This window comes from Roseateles sp. P5_E1 (assembly GCF_054049335.1).
In genome coordinates, this window is the sequence record NZ_JBFUMN010000033.1 from 14824 (window position 1) to 38828 (window position 24005).

Below are 24005 nucleotides of genomic sequence, written 5' to 3' on the forward strand. Positions count from 1 at the left end.
CGCGGCAGCGTCAGCGGAGCGTTATGCGGCGCGGCCGGCGGCCACCCGTTCAGGTACCCAGCAGCTCGCCGATGGGCTGCAGCCCCTCCACCCGGTCGCACACCGCCTTGACGCTGGCCAGGATGGGCACGGCGAGCAGCAGGCCCCACACGCCCCACAGCCAGCCGAAGGCCAGCACGCCGATGAACACGACGACCGCGTTCATGCGGCTGCTGCGGCTGCTCAAATACGGCATCAGCAGATTGCCCGACAGCGTGTGCACGCCCAGCGCGATGCCCGACACCAGCAGCGCCATGTCCACGTTGCCGAACTGCACGAAGCTCATCAGGCCCGCGCTGGTGGTCAGCACGGCGGCGCCGAGGTAGGGCACGAAGTCCAGCACGAAGGCCACCACGCCCCAGACGGCCGCGTGCTCCAGGCCCACGAGCAGGAAGGCCAGCCAGATGGTCAGGCCCACCACGGCGCTGGTGAACACCTGCACCAGCAGGTAGCGCTGGATCTGCGCACCGATCTCGTCCAGGGTCTGGACCGTCAGGCGCCGTTTGGCGAATGTCGGGCCGGCCAGGTGCACCAGCTTGCGCCGGAAGGTGTCGCCCGATGCCAGCAGGAAGAAGGCGATGAACACCACCACCATCACCGCGCCCACCGAGGCCAGCAGGCCCAGCGTGCCGGTCCAGAGATAGTCATGCAGGTTGAAACGCGGCCGCTCGACGACGACGCGTGTGACGCCGCGCGAGCTTGCTGTTGCCGGTCCCGGCGCGCCGGCCTCGGCCGCCTGCTCCAGCTGGGTGGCCGCCTTCTGCATCTGGACCAGGGCACTGCTCGATCCGGGCCGGTGGGCCGCCACGGCCGCGCGCACTTTCTCGGTGGCCGCGGGCAGTGATTCGAGCAGCTTGCCGGCGTCGTCGGAGAGCGCATACCCCGTCCAACCAACAGCGCCCACCAGGCTCAGCAGCAGCATGGCTGCGGCCACCGCGCGCGGCAGCCGCAGCCGCTGGAGCTGTTCGACCACCGGTGCCAGTGCATAACTCAGCATCAGGCCGAGCAACAACGGCACGAAGACCGCAGCGGCCACATGCAGGGTGAACAGCACGGCCACCAGCGCCAGCAGCGCCAGCGAGAAGCTGCGCACGTCCACCGGCATGTGCAGGCGCAACGGTTCGCTGGTGGGCGGTGCAGGGTCGGTGCTGTTGGGAAGGGCGCTCATGACGGAGCAGCGTACGCGCTGTTACACCCACCCGTGCTCGCTCTTGCACGCTTCACGGCGCCGTCCGACACGGGGGCGTTGTGGCGGCCGACAAGGCGTTGCGGCGCTGGTGGCCGACCCTGTGACATGCGCCTTTTTACCCAACAGTTTGCGCGCCAGACCGCCCGCGTGCTGCACAACCCCTGGGGCTTCGCCTGGCAGACGCTCAAATCCTTCCGCGCCAACCAGGGCCTGCTGCTGGCCGGTGCGGTGGCCTATTACGCGCTGCTGTCCATCGTGCCGCTGATGATCCTCAGCGTCATCGCGCTGTCGCACTGGGTCGACCCCGCGCGGCTGCTGCAGACGGTGGGCCGCTACCTGGAATGGCTGGTGCCGGGGCAGTCGGCCGCCGTGGTGGCCGAGCTGGCGCGCTTCCTGGCCCACCGCGAGGTGATGGGCTGGGTGCTGCTGGTCAGCATGCTGTTCTTCAGCTCGCTGGCCTTCTCCGTGCTGGAGAGCGCAATGTCGGCCATCTTTCATCACCGGCGCAAGCTCAACCAGCGGCATTTCCTGATCTCGGCGCTGATCCCCTATGTCTATATCCTCTGCCTGAGCGTGGGCCTGCTGCTGGTGACGCTAGTGGCCGGCCGCTTCCAGGCCCTGGGTCAGCGCGAGGTGGAGCTCCTGGGCTTCAGCTGGTCGCTGGACGGGGTGTCCGGCGTCATGCTTTATCTGCTGGGGTTTGCCGGCGAGGTTTTCGTGCTGGCCTCGGTCTACATGGTCATGCCGGGCGGGCGGCCGTCGCTGCCGTTGGCGCTGATCGGTGCACTGGCCGCCGCCCTGCTGTGGGAGCTGTCGCGCCATGTGCTGGTCTGGTACTTCGGCACGCTGTCGCAGATCGGCACCGTCTACGGCTCCCTGACCACGGCCATCGCCGTGCTGTTGAGCCTGGAGGTCGCGGCCACGCTGCTGCTGTATGGAGCCCAGGTCATTGCGGAGTTCGAGCGGCTGGGCGAGACCTGATCATCCTTGCGATGGTGGTCAGGTTGATGACCGCAATAACCACCTCCAGCGCCGTGCCGCCGATGGAGCCTGCGATCAGGTTGTTGGCGATCCACAGCCCGGTGCCACACAGCATCAGCAGCCGCATCGGAATGCCCTGCAGCGTGAAGAGGGCAATCGTGCCCAGGCAGGACGCCGTCAGCGGCAGCCAGTCGCTGGGCCTGTGGGCCAGGCCCAAGCCAAAACCGAGGTTGGCCGCCACGATGACGACGGCCACCCACACCGAACGCGTATGCAGCGACAACAGCGAACGCAGCATGGACAGAGATGAACTCACCACCGCCGTCGGGTTGCCCAGCAGCGCGAAGTGGGCGACATAGGCAATGCACTCGCCCGTCATGAACCACTTGAAGCGGCGGTCATCGGTCTGCAAGAAGCAGCCGACGCCGAGCACAAAGGCGACATAGCCGAAGAGTTGAGCGGGCGAGAACCAGTCGGCGATGGGCATGCGGGCGGGGACGCGGAGGTCGTCGACCCCCGAGAACTAGGGAGGCGCGGCGGTGGGCCGGAGATTGTCCCGCTGACGCCAGGAAAGCCCATCTTCGTGCATGGCAGGGCGCATTCCAGGCGGTTATGCCGCCCGCTTGAATTGGCAGGGCATTGCCGGACTAACCCGCTGGTCGCTGCACAGTGGTTTTGCAGACCATGCGACCCGCCCTCAGTTCACGCGACGCCGTCGCCCCGCCCATGACCAAGAAGACGCTGCTTGCCGGCCTGGCAATAACTGGTTTGCTGATCGGTGCAACGGCCCGCGCCGAATTGCAGCCGCGTGCCAACGGCGCCATGGTCTACGACACGCAGACCAACCTGACCTGGCTGGCCGATGCCACCACCGGCGGGCTGCGCACGCAGGCCGACGCGCTGCAATGGGCGGCTTCCTTGAGCTTTGGCGGCTTCGACGACTGGCGCCTGCCGGTGGTGGCGCCGGTCAATGGCAGCGCGCTGCAGCTGGACTATTCAGAGGACGGCTCCACCGACATCGGCATCAACAACAACGGTGCAAACAGCGAGCTGGGCCACCTCTTCTACGCCAGCCTGGGCAACACGGCCGCCGGGCCCACGCAGACCGGCTCGTTCAGCGGCCTCGTCGATCCGAACAGCCCGGTCGGGCCGGTGTTCTGGACGGGCACGGCCTCCGAACCCGGCTGGGCCTTGAGCTTCTTCATGGGCATGGGTCTGCAGGACCAGCTCGCCACCGACACCCTGGCCCAGGCCTGGGCCGTGCGCGTCGGCGACGTGGCCCCGGTGCCCGAGCCCGCCAGCGTGCTGCTGATGCTCGCCGGCCTGCTGGCCATCGCGGCACGCCGCCGTCAGGGCTGAGGAGGCCGCCATGAAAGCACTTGCTCTCTTCGCCCTGTGCCTTGGCCTGGCCACCACGGCCCATGCCGGCTACACGCCCACGCCCAACGACTGGGCCTGCACCAACAAGGTCGGTGGCACCTGGACCCATGGCCGCGCCCCTTCGGGCTGCGACGCCAACGCCTTCGGTCCGGACAGCTTCGTGCGCGGCAACTACCCCGGCACCATCTTCAACGACGCGTCCGCCAGCCTCACCGACGAGCGCAAGCGCTACATGCAGGCGATGTACCCGGTCATCCGTGACGCGAGCGACCGCTACCTGCGCTCGCGCAAGCCGGCGGTGTCGGCGCGCGAGCTGGAAGCCTTCCAGCGCGGCACCTACGCAACGCTGCGCCAGGAGACCTTCTGGTCGCACTACCGCGACGCGCAGACCGCCGCCGGCCAGCCCTATGCGCTGAAGATGATGCGCGGCGACAGTGGCCACGGCCACGGAATGATGCAGGTCGACGACCGCTATCACTTCGTCCAGCTCCAGGAAGGCAAGGGCTGGAACATGATGCAGAACTTCACCTACGCGATCGACATCTACTACGCGGCGTGGGAGGCCGCACCGGCTTCCTGCATGGGTGGCGTGACGACGCCGACGGGCACGACGGCACAGGTCGACGAGTACTGGCGCGGCCGCGCGCGCTCGGCCTGGTCGGCCTACAACGGCGGCCCCACCAAGGTCTGCCGCTGGCAGAACGGGTCGGATGTCAACGTGGCCAAGGACAACGGCTACCGCGATAACTACGACGCGAAGCTCTGGCTGGTCGACATCACCGACCTCAGCAAGGCCGCTGGCATCGACGTGGCCTGCCTGATGGACAACGGCCCCAGCTGCCCCGTGCCGGTGGGCGGCAACGTCGAGCCCGGCAAGCTGCTGCAGGTCGGCGCCGCCGCCTGCGTGCTGGCCGGCAACAACACGCTTGAGTGCGTGGACGACGTGCGCGACGCCGCGTGCCTGGCCGGCCGAGCCAGCTTCGACGAAGGCAGCATCACGCAGGTGTATGTCGCGCAGACGGCCAGCTACGCCCGCATCGACCATAACCGCCACCAGCTCTGCCGCGCCCAGGTGCCCGGCCTGCAGTCGCTGGCCAGCGCGATCGCCACGCTGCAGCCGCTGGACCTGCGCTCGGCGCCGGGCGGCATGGTGCTGGGCCAGGCGGCGGCGGGCAGCTATCAGGTGCTGGATTTCATGGTCAGCGGCGCGCAGCAGCAGAAGCGCCTGTATCGCATCCGTGCCGACATCAATGGCGCGCTGACCGATGGCTGGGTCGACGCGGGCGATGCCGCGACGCATGCCACGCTGGCGGTGGGTGCCGCGCCAGCCGGCCCCGGCGCCATCGCTTATGCGGGGGACTGGGTCAAGGTCGTGCCCAACCTCAACATGCGCGCCACGCCGGGCGGTGCTCTGCTGGTTGCCATTCCCGCCAACACCGCCGTGCAGGTCAAGGAGGTGTTCGGCACCGCGTCGGCCAACAACCTCTACTACCGCGTCGAGTACACGCACAACGACGGCGTGCTGCGCGAGGGCTGGATCTTTGCCGGCAACCTCTATCCGGCGTCTACGCTGGCCAGTTGGGCGCTGCCGACCGTCGCGCCGTCTGCACAGAAGCACGCCCATTGCCCCAATGGCACGCGCTACGACAACCATCTGCGCCAGTGCATGAGCACCAGCTCCACCTACGGCCCCTTCACGGCCGCAGCGGTGCAGGCTTGTGTTGACGGTTCAGGCGGCGCGGTCTGCACGGCCAACCGTGCGACGGTCGTCGACGGCGTGGCGCTGGCGATGCCGATCTGGAGCAAGGCTCTGGCCGCCGCAGCCGCCGGCAATGGCGACTGCCCGCGGGGCGCGGCGCGCTCCATGGCGCACCGCTTCCATTGCACCGAGACCGTGACCCGCAACGGCGCCGCCGAGACCGACGTCTACGGCCCCTTCGGCACGGCCCTCGTCAACGCCTGCCTGGTGCGTTCCGGCAACGCCGCCTATTGCCGGACCAACCGCTGGCCGGCCGCGGCCTTCCTCGCGCTGCAGCCCTGAGTGGCGATGAAGGCACTGCTTGCGCTGGCCGCCGCCGCGGCCGTGGTGGCCGGGCTGTGGTGGACGCAGCGGGGCGACGCCGTGCCGGTCGCCGCCACCGCCCGGCCCGCTTCGCCTGGGGCGCTGGCGCAAGCCCCTTCCGCCAGCGCCTCGTCGCCGGCCGGGCCGCTGCCGGCTGCCACAGCCGCTGTCGAGCCCGCCGCGGTTGCATCGCTCGGCAGCGCGCCGCCGGCGCAGGCGCTGCGCACGCTGGTCCGCTGCCACGCCGCCGACAGCTGCCGCCTGACCCGCGGCGAAGGCCTGGACGAGCACTTCGAGGTAGTGCGCCTGCTGCTCGAGCAACTGGACCGCCTCACCGCCCATGGCAGCCCCGCCGACCAGGCCGCGTGGGCGCGCGAGCTGCTGGCTTTTCCCGACGGTCATGTGCAGGCCGCGGCGCTGGCGCTCGCCGCTCGGCTGCCACCGTCGGCCGAGACTGCGGCGGCTGCCGTTGCGGCACTGGGCCGAACCTATGACGCCGTGCTGCTTGCCAAGGCCTATCCGGTTCTGCAGCAGTGGCAGCAGCTCGGCCTGTCCAGCGGCTACGACGACATGTTCGTTGGCCTCGTCCACACCGGCGGCTGGCAGGCCGCGCAGTCGGTGGCCGAGAACGTCGGGCCCTTCCTGAACGCCGGCAACGTGGGGCGCTTCGAGCAAGTGGCGCGGCAGCTGCAGCCCGGCGCGCGCCAGCAGGCGCTGCTGCGCTCGCTGCGCGACTATCAGCTGCAGCATGCGGGTGGCTGAGCGAACCCGCCGTCGTTGACGCGCTGGCCGCTGCGCTGAGCGACACACCCGAAGTCGCCACTGCCGCCGCCCAGTCCCTCACGGAGCTGAAGGACCCGCGCTCCGGCGAACGTCTGCTAGCCCATGCCGCCTCGCCCCGCCTCCACGCTCGGCAAGCTGCGCGCCACGGCCGCCGCCACCGCGCTGCGCGCCGCCATGGACGACGACTACTGGCAGGTGCGCCTGCGCGCCGCCCGGGCGCTGGGCCGCATTGCCGACGCGCAGGCCCTGCCCGTGCTGAGCCAGGCTCTCATCCACCCGGCCGGCAACCTGCGCAAGGAGGCGGCCATCGCGCTGGGCGACATCGGCGACGCGGCGGCCGTGCCCGCCCTGCAGGCCGCCGCCGCCGACCCCGATCCCGAGGTCCGCAAGGCCGTGCGCCTGTCGCTGCAGCGCCTGGGTGCGCCGGCCGGGGTGGGCCGATGAGCGATCTCCCGCAAGCCGTCGAACTGACGCCCGCCGCGCTGCGCTTGCGCTGGCCCGACGGCGCGGCCGAGCTGCCAGCCGCCCGGCTGCGCGCCGTCTGCCGCTGCGGCGGCTGCCGTGCTCGCGCCGAGCGCGGCGAGCCCGCACCCGCACCGGCCGAGCTGGCCGATGCCGTGCCGGTGGGCCGCTACGCCCTGAACCTCATCTTCAGCGACGGCCACGACCGCGGCATCTACCCCTGGACCTGGCTGAGGGAGCTGGGGCCTGTCAACGCCGCGGCGTAGGAACCCGTCCGCCGCGGAAGGCGGCCCCGTCCGACAGTACCCGCGCGCCGCAATTCCATACTCGGCCCATGCGCTTTGAAGACTATTACCGGGTCATGGGTGTCGCCGCCGATGCCGATGCGGCTGCCATCAAGCAGGCCTACCGGCGTCAGGCGCGGCTGCTTCACCCCGACGTGAACCAGTCCGCCGATGCGCATGCGTCCATGGCCCGCATCAACGAGGCCTACGACGTGCTGGCCGACCCGCAGCGCCGCGTCGCCTATGACGGCGTGCGCCGGCGGCACCAGGCGCTGCAGCAGGCCACCACTGGCGCCGGCAAACCCGCCGAGCCCGAGCTCCCCAGCGACTGGCAGCAGGGCTTCACCTATGAAGGCGCAGCGACTGCGGGGCGCGGTGGCCAGGGCTTCAGCGACTTCTTCACCAGCATGTTCGGCCGCGATGCCAAGCCCGAGCCGCCGGACGCCAAGCCCGAACGTGGGACCGATGAGCACGTCAAGCTGGTGATCGACGCCTCAGACGCCATCGACGGCGCCGTGCGCTCGGTCAACGTGCGTGGCCTGGCGCCGGACGAGCAGGGCCACCGTGCCGTCGTCGTGCGCAACGTGCAGGTCCGCATCCCCAAGGGCATACGCGCGGGCCAGCACATCCGCCTGCCGGCACAGGGCTCGGCGGGCCGTGGCGGCGGCGCGAGCGGCGACCTGTACCTGGAGATCCAGTTCAAGGACGTCGCCCGTGAGAAGAGCCGTGACGTACATGAACAGCTGCCGCTGACGCCCTGGGAGGCCGCGCTGGGCGGCGACGTGAGCGCCGCCACGCCTGCCGGCACGGTCAGCGTGACCGTGCCACCGGACACACCGCATGGCAAGCGCCTGCGCTTGAAGGGTCGCGGTCTGGCAGGTGAGCCGGCAGGCGACATGGTGTTGGAGGTCGAGGTCGTGCTGCCGCCCTCCACGCTGCCGGGCGCGCGTGCCGCCTACGAGGTCATGGCCGCTGCCGTCGGTCGTGACTTCCACCCCCGCGCAGAAGGCGAGCCATGAACGACGGTGATGTGCTGGTCGGCGTGGTCATCGACGAGCAGACGCTGACGCTCGAAGAGCTGGCCTGCGCCTGCGGCGTCAGCGTTGACTGGCTGAGCCAGCGGCTGGATGCCGGCCTGCTGGGCTGCCACAGTGGCGACGGCGAAAGCCGGCGCTTCGCCAGCCCGCATCTGCACCGCGCCGGCCGGCTGCTGGCCATCGAACAGGACTTCGACGCCAACCAGGAACTTGCGGCGCTGGTGGTGGACCTGATCGAGGAGATCCACCGGCTCAGGGCGGGCGGATAGAACGATCAAGCCTCCTGCGACGGGAACAGTTCCGTCCGGCCGTCGGCGTGCCGCGCAAAGCGGCCGGCCTCGTCGCCATGCACGGGCGCCGGGTCGCTCCAGGGCCAGCCGCCGAACTCGGTGCGGCGGTAGTCCTCGAAGGCCTGGCGCAGCTCCTGCTGCGTGTTCATGACGAAGGGGCCGTATTGGGCGACGGGCTCGCCGATGGGGCGGCCCTGCAGCATCAGCAGCTCGGCTGCTGTTTCTCCGCCATTGACGAGCGTGACCGCGGCGCCGGCTCGCAGCTCGATCGCGTGCCGCGTGGCCACGGCATGGCCATCGACGGTGATCCGTGCGCCGGCAAAGAAGTAGAGCTTGCGGCGCGTGTCCGCACCCGTCGCAGGCGGCAGCACCCACTGCGCACCCGGCGCCAGGCGCAGGGTCCAGATGGCCACGTCTGCCTGCTGGCGCGAGGCCCAGGAATCAGGCGGCGGCGCCAGCGGCTGGGTCACCCCGGCGGGCGTTGGCAGGGCACCGGCGATGCAGACGACGTCGGTCGCGTGCCCGGCGTCGTCGACGAAGCGGTGCCGCGGGATCTCCTGCGACCAGAACATCGTGAAGTGCGGCGCCACCATCTTGCTGGCGGCCGGCAGGTTGAGCCAGATCTGGAACAGCTCCAGCGGGTTGGGCTTGTCCGTGTGCAGCAGCGGGAACATCTCCGCGTGCACGATGCCCTGGCCAGCGGTGAGCCACTGCACGTCGCCGCCCCCGAATCGCGCGCCGGCGCCCAGCGAGTCGGCGTGATCGATGCGGCCCTGGCGCACGATCGTCACCGTCTCGAAGCCGCGGTGCGGGTGGGCCGGGAAGCCGGGCACCTGCTCGCCGTGATACATGCTCCAGCCGCCCTGCCCTGAGAAGTCCGAGCCGATCTGTCGCCCCTTCAGCAGCGCCGCGTCCGGCCCGTAGCGGCCATTGCCGGGTGGGTAGGCGTCGTCGTGGTGGACGCAGAACAGGAAGGGGTCGAGCGTCTCCCAGGGCATGCCCAGCGGCGAGATGGAGACGATGGCGGGTGGCGAGGCGGCGGTGGTCATGGCGGCATCCTGAAGGGCGCCAGCCTAGCGCGTGTCGAGTGAGCTTGAAGAAGCGCGGGCTTCTCTACATTGGCGGCCGGCCACGCTGGCAGCCACCAGGCTTTCGACGCGGCCATCCGCTGGGGGTGTTGGCACGACCGCAAGGCGCGCGCCGACTGAGAGAGTCCCTTTGAACCTGATTGAGGTAATCCTCGCGCAGGGAAGCATGTTCAGGGGCCTGCCGGCTTTCACTTTCTTGCGCCGGCACCGCCGCCCCGAACGCTTGCCGACCTGCCATCTGCATGAGTTGCACATGGCACATCCATCGTTCTCACATTTGCGTCGTTTCCGGCTTTCGTTCCTGTCGCTTGCGCTCCTGGCCAGCGGCACGGCGTGGGCGCAGCAGGCACCAGCCGGCACATGATTGCCGAGATCCAGGTCATCCCGCGGCCAGCCGGCACGGCGGACGACCGCTACAAGCATGTCGACGCCGCCATCGCCGTCATTCAGGCCTCCGGCCTGCACTACGAGGTACACGCCATGGGCACGGTCGTCGAAGGCCCGCCCGAGAAGATCTGGCCACTGCTGCAAGCCGTCCACGAGGCCACCCTTGAAGCCGGCGCCGAGCGCACGCTGAGCATCATCAAGGTCTCCAGCGCGGCCCAGGCCGGCGGGCCTCGCGTCGACGACCTGGTTCGCAAGTTCCGCAAGTAAGGCAACCCGAGCGCGCGGTACCGCCGAGCGCTCGGGGGAGACGCCTGCTGACCGGCAGCAACCGACCCTAAGCGGAAGTATCAACTGGCCCAATGAGCGGCCACAAACCTGACGTTTAACCTTGGCGTTCAGCTGCCGCCAAAGACGGCCGGCTTGAACAACGGGCTAGGCACACTGCACATGCGACTACGACACCGAGCGGTGATCGGCCTGGACAACATTGATGAGGCCCAGATGCATTGCGACCCGAATCAGAAGCGCGACCAATGCAGCTAACGCCAAAGCCAGGATAAACGCGCGTCCCTCATAGATCCTCTCGTAGGGAAGAATGATGCCTCGGGCTGAGGCGATCTGATACACGACTTGTCCGTCGTGCCACACATGCACCTGCTCTTGCTGGTCGATCAGGCGTTGCATTTCGTTTGGCTGGCAAGTCGGGTTCCGTCCGCCGCATACGAGACTTACTTCACCGCCTGACTGTGTCTTGAATGTTGTTCGCGTCGCGCCGAGATGTGCCCATTGGGCCCGTTGCGCGATCGCTGACTCCTCCTTCAGAGAGGATCGGTCTGGCAACCACGGTCCCCAGGCCACCGTAGCCAAAACTAGCACCAACAACGCAACGAGCGCAGTCGAAGAACGCCTCATTGGCCTAACCTGGTATCGAGCGACGAACTGTGCGGCATAACACCGCGACCCTTGCTGTAACCGGGCGGCCGGACCATCGCGTTGGTCGTTGCTGCATCGCCGTTTTCCACGTGTTTTCGTTCGTCCATACAGCACTCAATTTCCCGTCAAAGGCGCGCCGGTTGCATGGCGTCCACTGGCGCGCCCGAAAGCGGCCGCTGGCCCGCTTCCGCTCCTTGCCGTTCTCTGTCGACGCCTCACACCTCAGTCGGCGCTGGCCCCTGACAGAGGACGCCGGTATCCAAACTCAAGTTCGCGCTCGTGGCAAATGAAGAGTACCGCCTCGGCTACGTTGTGAAGGACGATCGCGTCGTCGCGCCCAGGTACAAAGACGTCTAACCAACTCTGCCGCAACGCCTCGGCCTCGATCACACATACCTCGTCACGCCCATAGACGACTTGGACAGTTCCAGTGACCGGAAATCGCGCGTTGATCCAAGCCGTTGCCACTGAGTCGCTCTGAATCTGGTGGCGCTCAAATCCCAGAACGCGATCTTCCCGAAGCCCGTACCGGCTAGGGCTTACGTATTGACAGGCGAACTCGTAGGCATGGGCTGCCTTCTCGGCACCGAGCCACCGCGCCGCTATGCCGGCGTCCTCATATTCGCGCTTCAAATACGCATCACGACCCGGAGATGTTCGCATCAGCTTGATTTTGCCCTGGCCCCAAGCAGTTCGATAGCCAGCCGGAAAGCTGCCGCTGACCAGCGACCGTTCATGGCCGCAAGCCGACCTTTCCCACCTACTCGCTCCCCTTCACTCCCTTCTCCTCGCTCGCCTCGGCCTTCGCCACCTTCGCCGGCCACGCCCCACCCACGCTGAACGCAGCCCAGGCCCAGCCCACCCAGCGCAGCAGCGACACGGCCAGCCACAGCGCCCAGGCCAGCATGGCCGCGCGGTAGAGCCAGACCGGCGCACTCAGTACCCACGCGCCGGCCGTGTGCTCGGTGAAACGGTCGCTCGTCCAGTTCAGCAGCGTGCTGCTCGACCCCGGCCCGGCGACGAGCAGCTCCGGGTAGCCCAGCAGGCCGGTGCGCAGCACCTCCAGCAGCGCGCCCACGGCCGCCAGCGTCAACAGCACGAGCAGGACCTGTACGGCGATGCGCATGCCGCGCCGGCCGAGCTGGCCCCAGCGGCGGCGGGCCTCCAGCGCGCCGAACCAGCCGGCCAGTACGGCCAGCGCGCTCAGCGACACCGGCGCCACGCCCAGCGCCAGCACGATCCAGGCCGGCCGGCCCATCAGCCCCGGCAGGCCGCGCGGCGCCAGCCAGGCCAGCACGAGGACGACGCCGAGGGCGCCCCAGATCAGCACGGCCGGCCCGATCAGCGGGCCGCCCACGGCGAGCACGATGCGGCCCTCTGGCACGTTCAATGTCAGCGCGTCGTTGACGCCGGGCAGGCCCAGGGCGAGGCCCTCGTGGCGCCACAGCACCCCCATGCCGGCGGGCTCGCGCCAATGGATGTCGACCAGCTGCGGGCCTGGCGTCAGCGGCAGGCTGAGCACGCTGTCGCGTGGCTGCAGGGCCAGCTTCTGGCCGTTGATCTGCACGTCCAGCAGTTCGGCGCCGGCCGGCAGCTTCAGCGCGTGCGTGCCGCCGAGGCTGGTGCGCAGGCGCATGGACAACTCGACGTCGCTGCTGCGCTCGCCGGGCTTGATGGTGGTGCGCACATCGTCCAGCGTCAACGTCTGGCCGCCCACGCCGGCGGGCTTGGCGATGGCGAGTTTCAGTGTCTCGCCGGGCCAGGGCCGCCACTCGGGCAGCCAGTCGCCGCCCTGCTGCAGCGCCGTCGCCGGCAGGCCGCTGGCGTCCACGTGCCACTGGGCCGATGCGGCCAGCGTCCAGCGCTCGACCTGGTGAGGCTCCTTGCCTGCCACCAGCGTCAGCGCCTCGCCCGGTGGCAGGCTGCTGGCCACCTCGACGGTGTCCTCGCCGCCGAGCTGCAGGCTGGCCACGCCGCCGTCCACCGTCACGCGTGCGTCACTGACCGCCTCGCCCGGCAGCAGCGCCCAGCGCACGCGCAGCGGTGCCCGGCTCGCGGCCAGGCGCTCGATGCGCGTGTGCACCTGCCAGCGCAGGCCCAGCGCCAGGCGACGGTCCACGCGTACCAGCGGCGGCAGCGCGTCGCGCTGGGTGCCGGCGTCCTCRGCACGCCGGCTGCCGGCCACGGCCTCGCGGCTCAGCGTGATCGCGCCCGTGCTCTGGCCATTCGGGTCCAGGCCCGCCAGCGTCCAGCCCTTGAGTTCGGTCTGCAGCGTGCGCGGCGGCAGCGGCAGCGCGATGTCCAGGCCGCTGGCGCTGCCGACATCGGCGGCGAGCACGACCTGGTGCACGCCGGCCGGCACGGCGATCAGCAGGCGGCCCTCGTCGTCGCGTCGCGTTGCGGCGGGCTGGCCGTCCAGCAGCACGCTGCCCGGCTGCCAACCCGTGCCCTGGCCGGGCAGCGGCACGGCCACCAGCGCCAGCGCGTGGATCTCGGCGCGCAGCTGCACCGCCGAGCCCGACGCACTGATGAGCAACCGCGCCAGCTCGGCGCAGCGTGGCAGRCAGTCGGGCGGCGCGGCGATCTTGCCGCGCAACGCCTGCAGCTGCTCGTCGCTGGGCCACGGTGCCGAGGTAGAAGCCTGGGCTTCGCTCGGTTGGGGCGCTAGCGCCAGCGCCAGCGCCAGCAACAGGGCTGCGGCCGCCACACCGCCGGCCCGCTGCAAGGACGGCAGGCGCGGCAGCTTCCAGCCCGCCACGGCGGCCAGCGCCAGCGCGAGCAGCGCCACGCCGGCGAGCTTGAGCAGCGCCGTCGCCCAGGGCGGCAGCAGCCACAGGTTCAGCGTCTCCTCGGGCGTGACAGGGCCGCTCCAGCTGAGCCGATGGGCGCGCCAGCTCCAGGTCGGCAGGCCAGGGCCGGTCTGCACGCGCGCGCCGGGGTCGACGCGGCTGAGGTCGCTGCTGGCGTACGCGTCCTTGCGGACCTTGCCGCCCGAGACGACGACGGACTCCAGCCGCTGTTCGGCAGCGGGCATTCTTCGATCAGGCGGCGCAGGGGCGGCCACCTGGAATTCGGGCGGCGGCACCACCTTCTCCTCGATGATCTGCACCTCGCTTGGTGCTGCCACCTCCTTGGCCATGCCCCAGGCCATGCCGTTGTGCTCCAGGCTCGGATAGATTGCCTGGCGCAGCTCGGCCACCGCGAACACCAGCAACACCAGCGCCAGCATGGCGGCCACCGCCAATCGGCCACGCGCGAACGCGGCCCGCGCCCGCCCCGCCGGCAGCACGCGCGCCAGCGCCGTCAGCGCCAGCAGGCCGAACCACAGCGCCGCCGGCGGGCTGCCGGGCGTGTGCCAGGTCAGCGCAAGCGCCGCGCCCAGCAGCAGGCCCGTGCGCCAGCCCAGCAGCCGGTAGGCGGCCAGCGCCGCCAGCAGCACGAAGAAGAAATCCCACAGCGTCCACATCGACACCCAGGCACCGTCGGCGCGGCTGGGGCCTTGCGCGTGCAGCAGGCGCCAGCCGGGCGGCAGCTGCAGCGTGGCGCTCAGGCTGTCCACGCTCGCGCTCCAGCCGCTGGCGGGCAGGGCGCCGTTGCGCGGCCAGCGGCTGTCGGCCTCGATGCGGGCGTTGCGCTGGCGCACCTCGAAGCCGGCGGGGCCGTCGGCGGCCAGGCGGGTGATGGGCTGGTCCTGCCCGCCCAGCGCCGCGCGGCCGAGCTGGCCGGGCGCGGGCATGGCCAGGCGCGAGCTGGCCGACAGCTGGCCCTCGAACCTGTCACTGGCCGTCAGGCCTTGGCCGTCGAAGTCCAGCCACAGCCGGCGCGCCAGCGTCAGCGTGTCGGGCGCGGGCTTGGCGTTGCCGCGCTGCAGCTCGGTCAGTTTCAGCGTCTCGCCGGGCTTCAAGCGAAAGGCCGGCAGCGCGCGCCAGGCCTCGGGCATCTCGACCTGGCGCGGGTCCACGCTGGCCGGGCCTTCGGGGCGGATCAGCCGCAGCGCGGGTTGGGCCTTGACGACCCAGACCTCTTCGTCCGCTGCCGTGCCGGGCAGCGTCAGCGCCTGCACCGGCGCGCTCAGCCGCGCGCGCAACTCGACATGCCAGTTGCCGGGCCGCGCCTGCACGACGAGGCGGCCGTCATCCGCCAGGCGGGCCGGCAACGGGCTGTCCAACTGCATGGCGCGCAGTCCCGGCAGCAGGGCCAGCGGCAGCTCCACGGCGCGGGCACGGCCGGACACGCGCAGCTCGAAGACGGTCGTCACCGTCAGCGGCAGGTCGTCGTCGACGAGACGCGTGGTCTGCACGCTGACGCTGTCGCTGGCCTCGGCCGGGCTGGCGACGGCGCGCAGCCACAGCCGGCCTTCGCCGTCCGGCGCGCGGGCCTGCGTGGCGCCATCGCTGGTCACGACGATGGCCGCCAGGCCGGCCGGCACGGCGAGGTTCTGCGGCATCTCCGTCCAGACGATGCGGCCTTCGACGACATGCACGCCCGGCGCCAGCCAGACGGCGGGGTGCTCGTCGGCCTCGACGACGGCCAGCGCCGTGCCGCCGGCCTTCACGTCTTGCGGCCACGCGCCGGCCTCACCGGGCAGGGCCACGCGCGCCGGAGCGCCGAAGACCCGCACCTCCAGCCTGAAGGTCGCGTCACGCGGCCCGGCACCGAGCTGCAGCCGGCCCGGCCATACGCAGACGGCCGGCTCGGCGGCATCCATGGGTGTCGGGCAGCCCAGTGGCGGCTGGCCTTGCTGAGCCCAGGGCAGCCAGTCGCGCGTGGTGGCGGGCAGCTCGGCGGTGGTGAGCGGGGCGGCCTGGGCCGAGATGGCGGCGAGCGCCAGCAGCGCGGCGCGGATCGAACGTGCGAACGGAACATTCAGTGGCATGAGCCCTCCCTGGGTTCAGGGCCGCATGCTCGCAGAAGTACCGGTGTGTTCGACCTAGGGTGTGCGAGGCCGTTGCCGCAGCCGCGTGGCCGGGCTGCGGGCTTGGCTCAGGGCTTCACCCGCACGATGCGGCCATGCGCTTCCAGTACGAGATAGAGCAGCCCGTCCGGCCCCTCGCGCACGTCGCGCATGCGGCCGGCGTCGGGGAAGAGGCGTTCCTGCTCGGCGGGCCGGTTGTCGGCATCGAGCTTCACGCGCTCCAGGTGGCCGAACTTCAGCGAGCCGATGAAGAAGCTGTTCTGCCAGGCCGGGCCGTACTTGGCGCTCTTGAGCCGCACGAGGCCGGCGGGCGCGATGGACGGCACCCACTTCACGATGGGCTGCTCCATGCCGGCCTTGGCCGCGATGCCGTCGCCGATCTTGCCGCCGCCGTAGTTCTCGCCGTAGGTGATGACGGGCCAGCCGTAGTTGAGCTTGGGCGTGATGAGGTTGAGCTCGTCACCCCCTTGCGGGCCATGCTCGTGTTCCCACAGCCGGCCTTGCGCGTCCAGCGTCAGGCCCTGCGAGTTGCGGTGGCCATAGCTCCAGATCTCCGGCAGGGCGCCGGGCGTGTTCACGAAGGGGTTGTCGGCCGGCACGCTGCCGTCCTTGCCGACGCGCACGATCTTTCCGAGGTGGTTGTCCAGCGTCTGCGCGCTCTGCATCTGGCTGAAGCGCTCGCCCAGGCTCAGCATCAGCTTGCCGTCCGGCATCTCGACGATGCGGCAGCCGAAGTGGTGCTTGCTCTCGACCTTGGGCTTCTGGCTGAAGATGACCTTGACGTCGGTCAGGCGCTTGAGGTCGTCGCTCAGGCGCGCGCGCGCCAGGGCCGTGCTGTTGGTCTTCCTGTCGGCGCCGGGTTCGGCGTAGCAGAAGTAGATCGTCCGGTTGCGGGCGAAGTCACTGTCCAGCTGCACATCCAGCAGGCCGCCCTGGCCGACGGCGTCCACAGCCGGCACGCCCGCGATGGGGGCGCTGGGCTTGCCGCCGGGTTGGGCCGTGCGCATGGCGCCATCGCGTTCGGTGATGAGGAGCTGGCCGCCAGGCAGGAAGGCGACCGCCCAGGGGGTCTTGAGGCCTTCGACGACGGTTTCGAGTTCTGGGGCGGCCTGGGCGAGGGTGCAGCTCAGGGCCGCAACAAGGGGGACAAGGCGCTTGCTCATCGGCTCTGTGGGGCTGGAAGGAAAAGCACATCATCGCAGCGCCCTGCTCGCCTCACTGCCCATGAATGGCATGCCCCGCCGGCACGCTGCTTGCCAGTCCTCCACTGTGAAGATGCAGCGCTATGCCAACCGCGAGGGTGACTCGGGCGTGGTGGCCTTTGCCACTGGCCCGGCGGGCATTGCCGTGCAGTTCACCAACGGCTCGATCTATGTCTACGACGTGGAGCACCCGGGGCGCGAGGTCGTGTCGGACATGAAGCGGCTGGCCCTTGCCGGCCGCGGGCTGTCGACCTACATCAGCCAGCACGTGCGCGACAACTACGCCAAGAAGCTGCGCTGAGCCGGGTTCAGCGGCGCATCACGACCAGCAGCCCATCGACGGCTTCGTCGCTTTCCTTGCGGATGGCGCAACGTGTCGATGATTCGACGGTGAAGCCATGGGCGGCAGCCAGGCGCTGCAGATAGGGCAGCGAATGGGCGTAGCGCCGCTTGGTGCCGAGGGCGAAGTCACCGCTTTCGCAAGCCTCGACCGAAAAGGCGAACAACCCGCCCGCGCGCAGCGCGGCCGCGGTGGCGGCGAACACGGCTTGCAGGTCGCCGATGTAGACGAACACGTCGGCGGCAATGGCGATGTCGAAGCGCTGCGGCGGCCCCTGCAGCGCCGCGACGATGTCGCCCTGCACCAGTTCGTCATACAGGCCCAGCTCGCGCGCCTTGGCCAGCATCAGGCCGGACAGGTCCACGCCGGTCAGCCTTCGGCTCACCGGGCGCAGCAGCGGCCCGCACAGGCCGGTGCCGCAGCCGAGGTCGATGACCTCGCCACCGCTGGGTGGATCGGCGCGCTGCAGTTCCGCGACCAGCAACTCGGGTGTGCGGTAGCCGAGGGTCTTGACGAGGTGGTCGTCGAAGTTGTGGGCATACATGTCGAACAAGGCCTCGACATAGCCGGCGGGCGCCGTGGGCGGCGCGGGTTCGATGCCGAGAGCGGCCAGGGCATAGCGGATCTGGTCGGCGTCCTTGCCCAGGGGCAGGGCCTGCTGGAAGGCTTCGATGGCTTGCGAGCGGCGGTGCAGGGTCAACAGGCATTCGGCGCGGCCGATCAGCGCCTCGGCGTAGCTGGGCTGCAGGGCCAGGGCGGCGTCGAAGCTGGCCAGCGCTTCGACGGGCCGCTCCAGCGCGCGCAGGCTGGTGCCGCGGTTGCGCAGCGCCTTGGCGTCTTCAGGGCGCACCGCAAGAGCGCGCTCGAAGGCCTGCACGGCCTCCTGGTGGCGGCCCAGGCTGCCCAGGGTGTTGCCCAGGTTGTTCAGCGCCGGCGCGCTGCCGGGGCGCTGGGCCAGGGCGCGGTGCAGCAGGTCCAGCGCCTCGTCGAAGCGGTCGGTCTGGCCGCAAATGACGCCCAGCAAGTGCAGCGCGTCGAAATGCCTCGGTGCCGTGCGCAGCACGCGGCGGTACAGCAGCTCGGCCTCGGTGAGCCGGCCTTGCTGGTGCAGGGCCAGGCCCTTGTCGAAGTCAGAGGGCATCCGTCGTCCTTCAGTCATCCCACAAGCTGCTGACGAGGGTGAGGCCCACAGCGAACAGATCCACCGCCAGACCTGCGCCGGTGAGCCTGGCGTCGGCCGGCCAGACGTCGAGGCGCTCCGTGCGCGAGCGCTCGCGCGCCATCGCGACAAGGGCGTCTGCCACAGCGGTTGCGGGCGCATCATGAGCGAATGGCGCCTTGGCGTAGTTCTGCAACGCCTTCTCCACGGCCTCCGGGTCCAGCAGCGACAGCGCCGAGCGGCAGTGCGAACAACTGTCTTCCCTGCGCAGGTCCACCGGCGCGCCGCAGTTGCTGCAATTGATGACACCAACCTTTTTGGCGATGTCGGCGATCTCGGGCTTGGTGAGCTGGCGCACGAAGCCCTTCTCGATCATGAAGGACGAGAAGCTGCTGAAGCGGCCGTGGCGGTTGTCGCAGCGGTGGGTGATGTAGCGGCCGCTGCGGACGACGTCGAAGCCTTGTGCGAGGCCGCCGCGGCATTGCGGGCAGCGCAGCCGGCCGGCGAGCGGCGTATGCGGCGCGTCGCGGTGCCGATGCATCTCCTTGAACATCGTGGCCACCGCGGCGGGCGCCAGCTTGAGGTTCTCCATGCTGTCGAACCAGATGCCCTGGCAGCCGAAGCAGAAGTCGATCTCCACCCGGCTGTCGTACTGGCCGGGCAGCTCATGCACCTGCATGGCGTCGTTGCAGGAGGGGCAGGGGCGGGATGAGGGCGTAGGCATCGTTGAAGTGAGTGGGATTGCCGCTGGCGCATTTTGGTGCCTGAGCTGGCGTCACTGACGCGGCCGCAGCGTGACTTGCAACCGAGGGATGTCGCCGTCTCGCTCGAACTGCTGCAATGCGCGCCTTTTGCTAGCCTCCCGGCCGACATCCATGTCCCAGCTTCGTCCGATCCGTCTCAGCGTCCTGCCGGCCGCGTTGTCCCTCACCCTGTTCGCGGGCGCCTGCGGCGCTGCGCCCATCCTCGAGGTCAATCCCGGCCTGTGGACGTCCGAAAGCGAGATCTGGATCAACGGCCAGTCCATCAAGCCCGGGGTCCAGGCGCTGCGGGCCAAGCTGCGCGGTCGCCTGACCGATGCGCAGAAGGCGGAGATGGACCGCCAGCAGGCCGCCGAGAAGCAGGCCTGCCTGAGTCCGCAGCAAGCGAAGATCGACCTGGCCGCCTATCTGGAGTCGGCCCTCAGCGGCAGCGGTCCCTGGAAATGCGAGCTGAGCGCCACCAAGATGAACACCAGCGAGGCGACGGGCAAATACGTCTGCCGCACCGGCGGCGGCGGGCTGACGCAGGGCAGTTTCGCGGCCACCTATGGCCCGAGCAGCTACCGCATCGAACTCAAGGGTCGGGGTAATGCGGTCGATGGCCGCAACGGCAATGCGGTGGGCAGCGAAGAAATGGACCAGCGCATGCTGTCCACCGGCCGCTGGCTGGGCTCGTCCTGCTGACGAGCCTCAGCCATCCAGCCTTTGTTGGAACACCAGCCCCGCGTGCTCGCGCAGCGCGTGGAACCTGATCTTGGGCCAGTTGCTCTCGATGGCGCGCAGCTCGGGCGCGTACTCCACCAGCACCGTGGGCGCGTCGACCGCGTCATAGGCCATGCGGTGATCGTTGGCGTCGATGAAGCGCTTCAGCTCCGCCGGGTCGTCGCAGGTCACCCAGCGTGCCACCTGGAAGCGGCTCGGCATGATGCGGGCCTTGCAGCCGTATTCATGCTCCAGCCGGTGCGCGACGACTTCGAACTGCAGCTGGCCGACGGCGCCCAGCAGCAGCACGCTGCCGGCGATGGGGCGGAAGACCTGGATGGCGCCCTCTTCGCCGAGCTGGGTCAGGCCGGCGCGCAACTGCTTGGTCTTCAATGGGTCAGCCACTTCGACGGCGCGGAACATTTCCGGCGCGAAGAAGGGCAGGCCGGTGTACTGCAGCGCCTCGCCTTCGGTGATGGTGTCGCCTAGCTGCAGCACGCCGTGGTTGGGAATGCCGATGATGTCGCCGGCAAAGGCCTCATCCAGCAGCTCGCGGCGCTGCGACAGGAAGCTCACCACCGTGTTGGGCCGCAGCTCCTTGCCGGAGCGCACGACCTTGAGCCGCATGCCGCGCTCGAAGTGACCCGAGGCCACGCGCAGGAAGGCGATGCGGTCGCGGTGGGCCGGGTCCATATTGGCCTGGATCTTGAACACCACGCCGGTGAACTTGGGCTCATCGGGCTGCACCGTGCGCTGCATGGCGACGCGCGAGTCCGGTGCGGGGGCCAGCTCGACGAGGGCGTCCAGCACCTCCTGCACGCCGAAGTTGTTGACGGCCGAGCCGAAGAACATCGGCGTCTGCTTGCCGGTCAGGAACTCCTCGCGGTTGAACGCGGGGGCCGCCTCGCGCACCAGTTCGATCTCGCCTTTGGCCTGGTCGTACTGCATGCCGAAGCGCTCGGCATAGGCGGGGTTGTCCAGGCCTTCCAGCACTTCCTCGGTGCCGGCGGCGCGGTCCTCGCCGGGAGCGAACACGCGCATGCGCTGCTGGCGCAGGTCCATCACGCCGTGGAACTGCTTGCCCATGCCGACCGGCCAGGTGAACGGCACGACCGTCATGCCCAGTTCGGCCTCGATCTCGTCCATCAGCGCCAGCGGGTCTTTCACCTCGCGGTCCATCTTGTTGACGAAGGTCAGGATGGGTGTGTTGCGGGCGCGGCAGACCTGCAGCAGGCGGCGGGTCTGCGGCTCCACGCCGTTGGCGGCGTCGATGACCATCAGCGCCGCGTCCACGGCGGTCAGCACGCGGTAGGTGTCCTCGGAGAAGTCCTGGTGGCCCGGGGTGTCCAGCAGGTTGATGACGCAGTCGCGGTATTCCATCTGCATGACGGAGGACGCTACCGAGATGCCACGCTGCTTTTCGATCTCCATCCAGTCCGACGTCGCATGCCGGGTGGCCTTGCGCGCCTTCACCGAGCCGGCGATCTGGATGGCGCCGGAGAACAGCAGCAGCTTCTCCGTCAGCGTGGTCTTGCCGGCGTCGGGGTGGCTGATGATGGCGAAGGTGCGGCGGCGGCGGACTTCCGTCTCGATGCGGCTGGCGGTGGTTTCGGACATGGAGTTCTGGAAGCAGGCTAGCCCGGGATTATCCGTGGGCCTCTTGCTTGAGACCCTCCCCAGCTACATGCCCTTGAACCGCCCCCGGTGCGCACGGCTCACAGGCAGCGCCTGGGCCAGCCCGCGCAGGTGCACCCACAGCTCGCCGTCGTCGCGCCGCTCGATGCGCTCGATGGCCCGCGCGTTGACCACCGAACCGCGGTGGATCTGCCAGAAAAGTTGCGGGTCCAGCTCCTTTTGCAGCTCGCCCAGCGAGGTGCGCAGCAGCAGCTGTTCACCGCCCTGGCTCAGCGCCCGCGTGTGGCGCAGCTCCGAGCGCAGCGCGGCGAGGTGGTCCACGTCCAGCAGCTTCATCGTGTTGCCGGTCCAGGCCTGCAGGAAGCGCAGATCCGACCGCTGGGGTTGAGCCGCCTGCAGCCGCTGTACCGTGGCCGCCAGCCGGGCGGGCGTGACGGGCTTGTGCAGGTAATCCACCGCCGCGCGCTCGAAGGCAGCCAGCGCGTGCTCGGCATGCGCCGTGACGAAGACCAGGCGGGTGGCCGGCGGCGCGAGCTGGGCCAGGCCGAGGCCGTCGATGCCGGGCATGCGGATGTCGAGGAAGGCGATGTCGGGGCGCAGCTCGTCCAGCAGCCGGCGCGCCTCGGTGCCGTTGCGGGCCTGGGCGACGATCTCCAGCTCGGGCCAGGCCTCTCCCAGCAGTTGCTGCAGCTCTTCAAGCAGCTGGGGTTCGTCGTCGGCGATCAGCGCAGTCGTCATGGCATCGGCAGGATGAGCGTGGCCTCGGTCAGGCCGTCAGCGTTGGTGGCGAGGCTCAGGCCGGCGCGGTCGCCGTGCAGGGCTTGCAGGCGCTGGCGCAGGTTGACCAGGGCCAGGCCGTGGCCTGCGGTCGCGTCTGCCGTCAGCGCGCAACCGTTGTTGATGACCTTGAGCCGCAACTGCCCGTCGGCCCGTTCGGCTTGCAACAGCACCTGCCCGCCGCTCTCGCTGGGCTCGATACCGTGCTGGATGGCGTTCTCCACCAGCGGCTGCAGCATCAGCGGTGGCAGGGGCAGGTCGTGCAGCTCGGGGTCGACCTCGACGCGGTAGCTCAGCCGCTCGCCCAGCCGCAGTGCCATGATGGCCAGGTAGTGCTCGACGATCTGGCACTCCTGGCCCAGCGTCGAGTCCTCGGCCTGGCGCACCCGCTCCAGCGTGGTCTCCAGCAGGCCGCTGACGGCGTCCAGCAGGGGCAGCGCGCGCTCCGAGCCCTGGCGCACGAAGCTGCGCAGCGTGGCCAGCGTGTTGAACAGGAAATGCGGCTCGATCTGCGCCTGCAGCATCTGCAGCTCGGCGCGCAACCGGGCGCGCTCCTGTTCCACGCGCTGCACGGCGCGTTGGCGGCGCAGGCCTTGCAGCAGCGGCAGGCCCAGCAGCAGGGCGCAGAAGCTGAAGTGCAGCCAGGCACGGGTGATGCGGTCATTGCCGCTCAGCAGCTCGCGCGTCAGGCCCTGCTCGGCGGACCAACCGGACATCGCGCCCAGCAGCAGGGCCAGGAACAGCAGGCCAGGCAAGGCGCCGTGGTGCTCGGGCCGCATCCGCCGGGCAACCAGGCCGCACAGGCCATCGGTGATGGCGTGGCCCAGCCACAAGCCCAGGGACAGCGCCCAGGCGCCGTGATCGCGCAACCAGGGCGCCGCCAGTGCAAACAGCGCGACGCCGGCCAGCAGCGGGCCGGGCCGTTGCCAGCCCAGCCTTTCCTCTCTCAGGGCCTGGGCCAGCTCGCCGCCCAGCGTGCGCGCGGTGCGGCTCAAGGCGGGGTCAGGTTGCCGGCCTGGCGCGGCAACACCTGGATGGGGCCCTGGCCGGTCGTCGGCGTGCTGGCGGGCACGACGTCCAGCTGGAACTGCGTGGCCTGCAACTGGCCGGTACCTTCCAGCAGGAAGCCGAAGCTCAGCGTCGTTGCGTCGGCGGGAATGTCCAGTACGACCTGCGCGGTCTGCCAGCCGAAGCTGCCGCGCAGCGGCCGGTCGTTCATGTTGTCGAACGCGGTGCCGGGCCGCTGGCCGCTGTCGGCGCGCATCCACAGGCCGGCCCACGCAGCGATCTGGTCGCCGTGGACCTGGGCGGTCAGGCGCACACGCTTGCCGGCATAGTCGGCGCTGCCGATCTGCTGCATCAGTGTCGAGAAGCCCTCGGTGTCTGGCTTGCACTCGATGTTGAAGACCTTGGCGCTAGGCGCGCCGTTGGCCGGCACCACCGAGCCTTCGCAGGTCTTGGCGCTGCCGGTCTGCAGCCAACCCGAAGGCAGGCCTGTGGGCTTGGCAAGGGCCGTGGCGAGCACGCCCACCCCGATGGCGGCAACGATGGCTGAGGCTTTCATCAATCAATCTCCCGTGACGGACACGAATCGGTCCG

General features: G+C 69.9%; 25 protein-coding genes. 12 read left to right on the forward strand and 13 right to left on the reverse strand.

The features are described from left to right. Positions 1 to 49: 49 nt before the first annotated feature. The gene (locus ACXJKJ_RS20870) at positions 50 to 1207 is read right to left on the reverse strand and encodes an AI-2E family transporter (protein ID WP_457392087.1); all 1158 of its coding nucleotides are present in this window, start codon (positions 1205 to 1207) and stop codon (positions 50 to 52) included. Positions 1208 to 1333: 126 nt separating this feature from the next. Between ACXJKJ_RS20870 and ACXJKJ_RS20875 the strand changes: the two genes are divergently transcribed. Continuing rightward, complete coding sequence (locus ACXJKJ_RS20875) at positions 1334 to 2209, forward strand: YihY/virulence factor BrkB family protein (RefSeq protein ID WP_056200922.1); 876 nt, start codon at positions 1334 to 1336, stop codon at positions 2207 to 2209. Here ACXJKJ_RS20875 and ACXJKJ_RS20880 read toward each other — a convergent pair. Then, positions 2175 to 2696 (reverse strand): YgjV family protein, encoded by a 522-nt coding sequence (locus tag ACXJKJ_RS20880; RefSeq protein WP_056200917.1) that lies wholly within the window; start codon positions 2694 to 2696, stop codon positions 2175 to 2177. The two genes, ACXJKJ_RS20875 and ACXJKJ_RS20880, sit on opposite strands and share 35 nt — an antisense overlap. 239 nt (positions 2697 to 2935) lie before the next feature. Here ACXJKJ_RS20880 and ACXJKJ_RS20885 point away from each other — a divergent pair, with 239 nt between their 5' ends. The 7 genes from ACXJKJ_RS20885 to ACXJKJ_RS20915 all read left to right on the forward strand — a co-directional run bounded on the left by ACXJKJ_RS20885 (position 2936) and on the right by ACXJKJ_RS20915 (position 8486). Further along, entirely contained in the window at positions 2936 to 3568 is a 633-nt protein-coding gene (locus ACXJKJ_RS20885; RefSeq protein ID WP_457392090.1) for a PEP-CTERM sorting domain-containing protein, read from the forward strand. Positions 3569 to 3578: 10 nt separating this feature from the next. Next, complete coding sequence (locus ACXJKJ_RS20890) at positions 3579 to 5630, forward strand: hypothetical protein (RefSeq protein ID WP_457392093.1); 2052 nt, start codon at positions 3579 to 3581, stop codon at positions 5628 to 5630. 6 nt (positions 5631 to 5636) lie between these two features. After that, positions 5637 to 6413 (forward strand): hypothetical protein, encoded by a 777-nt coding sequence (locus tag ACXJKJ_RS20895; protein ID WP_457392096.1) that lies wholly within the window; start codon positions 5637 to 5639, stop codon positions 6411 to 6413. A 123-nt stretch (positions 6414 to 6536) separates the two neighbouring features. Further along, on the forward strand, positions 6537 to 6878 hold the full coding sequence (locus ACXJKJ_RS20900; protein ID WP_457392098.1) for a HEAT repeat domain-containing protein: 342 nt from the start codon (positions 6537 to 6539) through the stop codon (positions 6876 to 6878). Further along, positions 6875 to 7162 (forward strand): DUF971 domain-containing protein, encoded by a 288-nt coding sequence (locus tag ACXJKJ_RS20905; protein WP_457392101.1) that lies wholly within the window; start codon positions 6875 to 6877, stop codon positions 7160 to 7162. The genes ACXJKJ_RS20900 and ACXJKJ_RS20905 overlap by 4 nt, the downstream gene beginning before the upstream one ends. A 68-nt stretch (positions 7163 to 7230) precedes the next feature. Continuing rightward, the gene (locus tag ACXJKJ_RS20910; protein WP_457392104.1) at positions 7231 to 8199 is read left to right on the forward strand and encodes a DnaJ C-terminal domain-containing protein; all 969 of its coding nucleotides are present in this window, start codon (positions 7231 to 7233) and stop codon (positions 8197 to 8199) included. Next, positions 8196 to 8486, forward strand: coding sequence for a MerR family transcriptional regulator (locus ACXJKJ_RS20915; RefSeq protein ID WP_457321279.1), 291 nt, complete (start codon positions 8196 to 8198; stop codon positions 8484 to 8486). Before ACXJKJ_RS20910 ends, ACXJKJ_RS20915 begins: the two co-directional genes overlap by 4 nt. A 5-nt stretch (positions 8487 to 8491) precedes the next feature. On the opposite strand, the gene ACXJKJ_RS20920 is transcribed toward ACXJKJ_RS20915, so the two are convergent. After that, entirely contained in the window at positions 8492 to 9556 is a 1065-nt protein-coding gene (locus tag ACXJKJ_RS20920) for a pirin family protein (RefSeq protein ID WP_457392107.1), read from the reverse strand. A 169-nt stretch (positions 9557 to 9725) separates the two neighbouring features. Here ACXJKJ_RS20920 and ACXJKJ_RS20925 point away from each other — a divergent pair, with 169 nt between their 5' ends. Further along, positions 9726 to 9959 carry a hypothetical protein gene (locus ACXJKJ_RS20925; RefSeq protein ID WP_457392110.1) on the forward strand — a complete coding sequence of 78 codons (234 nt, stop codon included), beginning with the start codon at positions 9726 to 9728 and terminating at the stop codon, positions 9957 to 9959. Then, positions 9956 to 10249, forward strand: coding sequence for a thiamine-binding protein (locus tag ACXJKJ_RS20930; RefSeq protein ID WP_457392113.1), 294 nt, complete (start codon positions 9956 to 9958; stop codon positions 10247 to 10249). Before ACXJKJ_RS20925 ends, ACXJKJ_RS20930 begins: the two co-directional genes overlap by 4 nt. Positions 10250 to 10435: 186 nt before the next feature. Here the strand turns inward: ACXJKJ_RS20930 and ACXJKJ_RS20935 are convergent, their stop codons facing one another. The 4 genes from ACXJKJ_RS20935 to ACXJKJ_RS20950 all read right to left on the reverse strand — a co-directional run bounded on the left by ACXJKJ_RS20935 (position 10436) and on the right by ACXJKJ_RS20950 (position 16993). Continuing rightward, positions 10436 to 10666, reverse strand: a complete 231-nt coding sequence (locus ACXJKJ_RS20935) for a hypothetical protein (protein WP_457392116.1) — start codon at positions 10664 to 10666, stop codon at positions 10436 to 10438. A 471-nt stretch (positions 10667 to 11137) separates the two neighbouring features. Then, positions 11138 to 11548, reverse strand: a complete 411-nt coding sequence (locus tag ACXJKJ_RS20940; RefSeq protein ID WP_457392118.1) for a hypothetical protein — start codon at positions 11546 to 11548, stop codon at positions 11138 to 11140. A 127-nt stretch (positions 11549 to 11675) separates the two neighbouring features. Next, positions 11676 to 15791 (reverse strand): hypothetical protein, encoded by a 4116-nt coding sequence (locus ACXJKJ_RS20945; protein ID WP_457392120.1) that lies wholly within the window; start codon positions 15789 to 15791, stop codon positions 11676 to 11678. Positions 15792 to 15898: 107 nt separating this feature from the next. Then, entirely contained in the window at positions 15899 to 16993 is a 1095-nt protein-coding gene (locus tag ACXJKJ_RS20950) for a PQQ-dependent sugar dehydrogenase (RefSeq protein ID WP_457392123.1), read from the reverse strand. Positions 16994 to 17063: 70 nt separating this feature from the next. Here ACXJKJ_RS20950 and ACXJKJ_RS20955 point away from each other — a divergent pair, with 70 nt between their 5' ends. Next, positions 17064 to 17333 (forward strand): hypothetical protein, encoded by a 270-nt coding sequence (locus tag ACXJKJ_RS20955; protein ID WP_457321264.1) that lies wholly within the window; start codon positions 17064 to 17066, stop codon positions 17331 to 17333. A 7-nt stretch (positions 17334 to 17340) separates the two neighbouring features. Here the strand turns inward: ACXJKJ_RS20955 and ACXJKJ_RS20960 are convergent, their stop codons facing one another. Together ACXJKJ_RS20960 and ACXJKJ_RS20965 are read right to left on the reverse strand one after the other, a co-directional pair. Continuing rightward, positions 17341 to 18513 (reverse strand): tetratricopeptide repeat protein, encoded by a 1173-nt coding sequence (locus ACXJKJ_RS20960; protein ID WP_457392126.1) that lies wholly within the window; start codon positions 18511 to 18513, stop codon positions 17341 to 17343. 10 nt (positions 18514 to 18523) lie between these two features. Then, positions 18524 to 19255 carry a TFIIB-type zinc ribbon-containing protein gene (locus ACXJKJ_RS20965; protein WP_457392129.1) on the reverse strand — a complete coding sequence of 244 codons (732 nt, stop codon included), beginning with the start codon at positions 19253 to 19255 and terminating at the stop codon, positions 18524 to 18526. Positions 19256 to 19406: 151 nt separating this feature from the next. Between ACXJKJ_RS20965 and ACXJKJ_RS20970 the strand changes: the two genes are divergently transcribed. Continuing rightward, the gene (locus ACXJKJ_RS20970) at positions 19407 to 19976 is read left to right on the forward strand and encodes a DUF3617 domain-containing protein (protein ID WP_457392132.1); all 570 of its coding nucleotides are present in this window, start codon (positions 19407 to 19409) and stop codon (positions 19974 to 19976) included. Positions 19977 to 19982: 6 nt separating this feature from the next. Here the strand turns inward: ACXJKJ_RS20970 and ACXJKJ_RS20975 are convergent, their stop codons facing one another. The 4 genes from ACXJKJ_RS20975 to ACXJKJ_RS20990 form a co-directional block, all read right to left on the reverse strand. Beyond that, a complete protein-coding gene (locus tag ACXJKJ_RS20975) occupies positions 19983 to 21611 on the reverse strand; it encodes a peptide chain release factor 3 (RefSeq protein WP_457392134.1) in 1629 nt (542 codons plus the stop codon). A 63-nt stretch (positions 21612 to 21674) separates the two neighbouring features. Continuing rightward, on the reverse strand, positions 21675 to 22367 hold the full coding sequence (locus ACXJKJ_RS20980) for a LytR/AlgR family response regulator transcription factor (RefSeq protein ID WP_056200869.1): 693 nt from the start codon (positions 22365 to 22367) through the stop codon (positions 21675 to 21677). Then, the gene (locus tag ACXJKJ_RS20985; protein WP_457392137.1) at positions 22364 to 23401 is read right to left on the reverse strand and encodes a sensor histidine kinase; all 1038 of its coding nucleotides are present in this window, start codon (positions 23399 to 23401) and stop codon (positions 22364 to 22366) included. Before ACXJKJ_RS20985 ends, ACXJKJ_RS20980 begins: the two co-directional genes overlap by 4 nt. Further along, entirely contained in the window at positions 23398 to 23970 is a 573-nt protein-coding gene (locus tag ACXJKJ_RS20990; RefSeq protein WP_056200862.1) for a hypothetical protein, read from the reverse strand. Before ACXJKJ_RS20990 ends, ACXJKJ_RS20985 begins: the two co-directional genes overlap by 4 nt. Positions 23971 to 24005 lie beyond the last annotated feature (35 nt).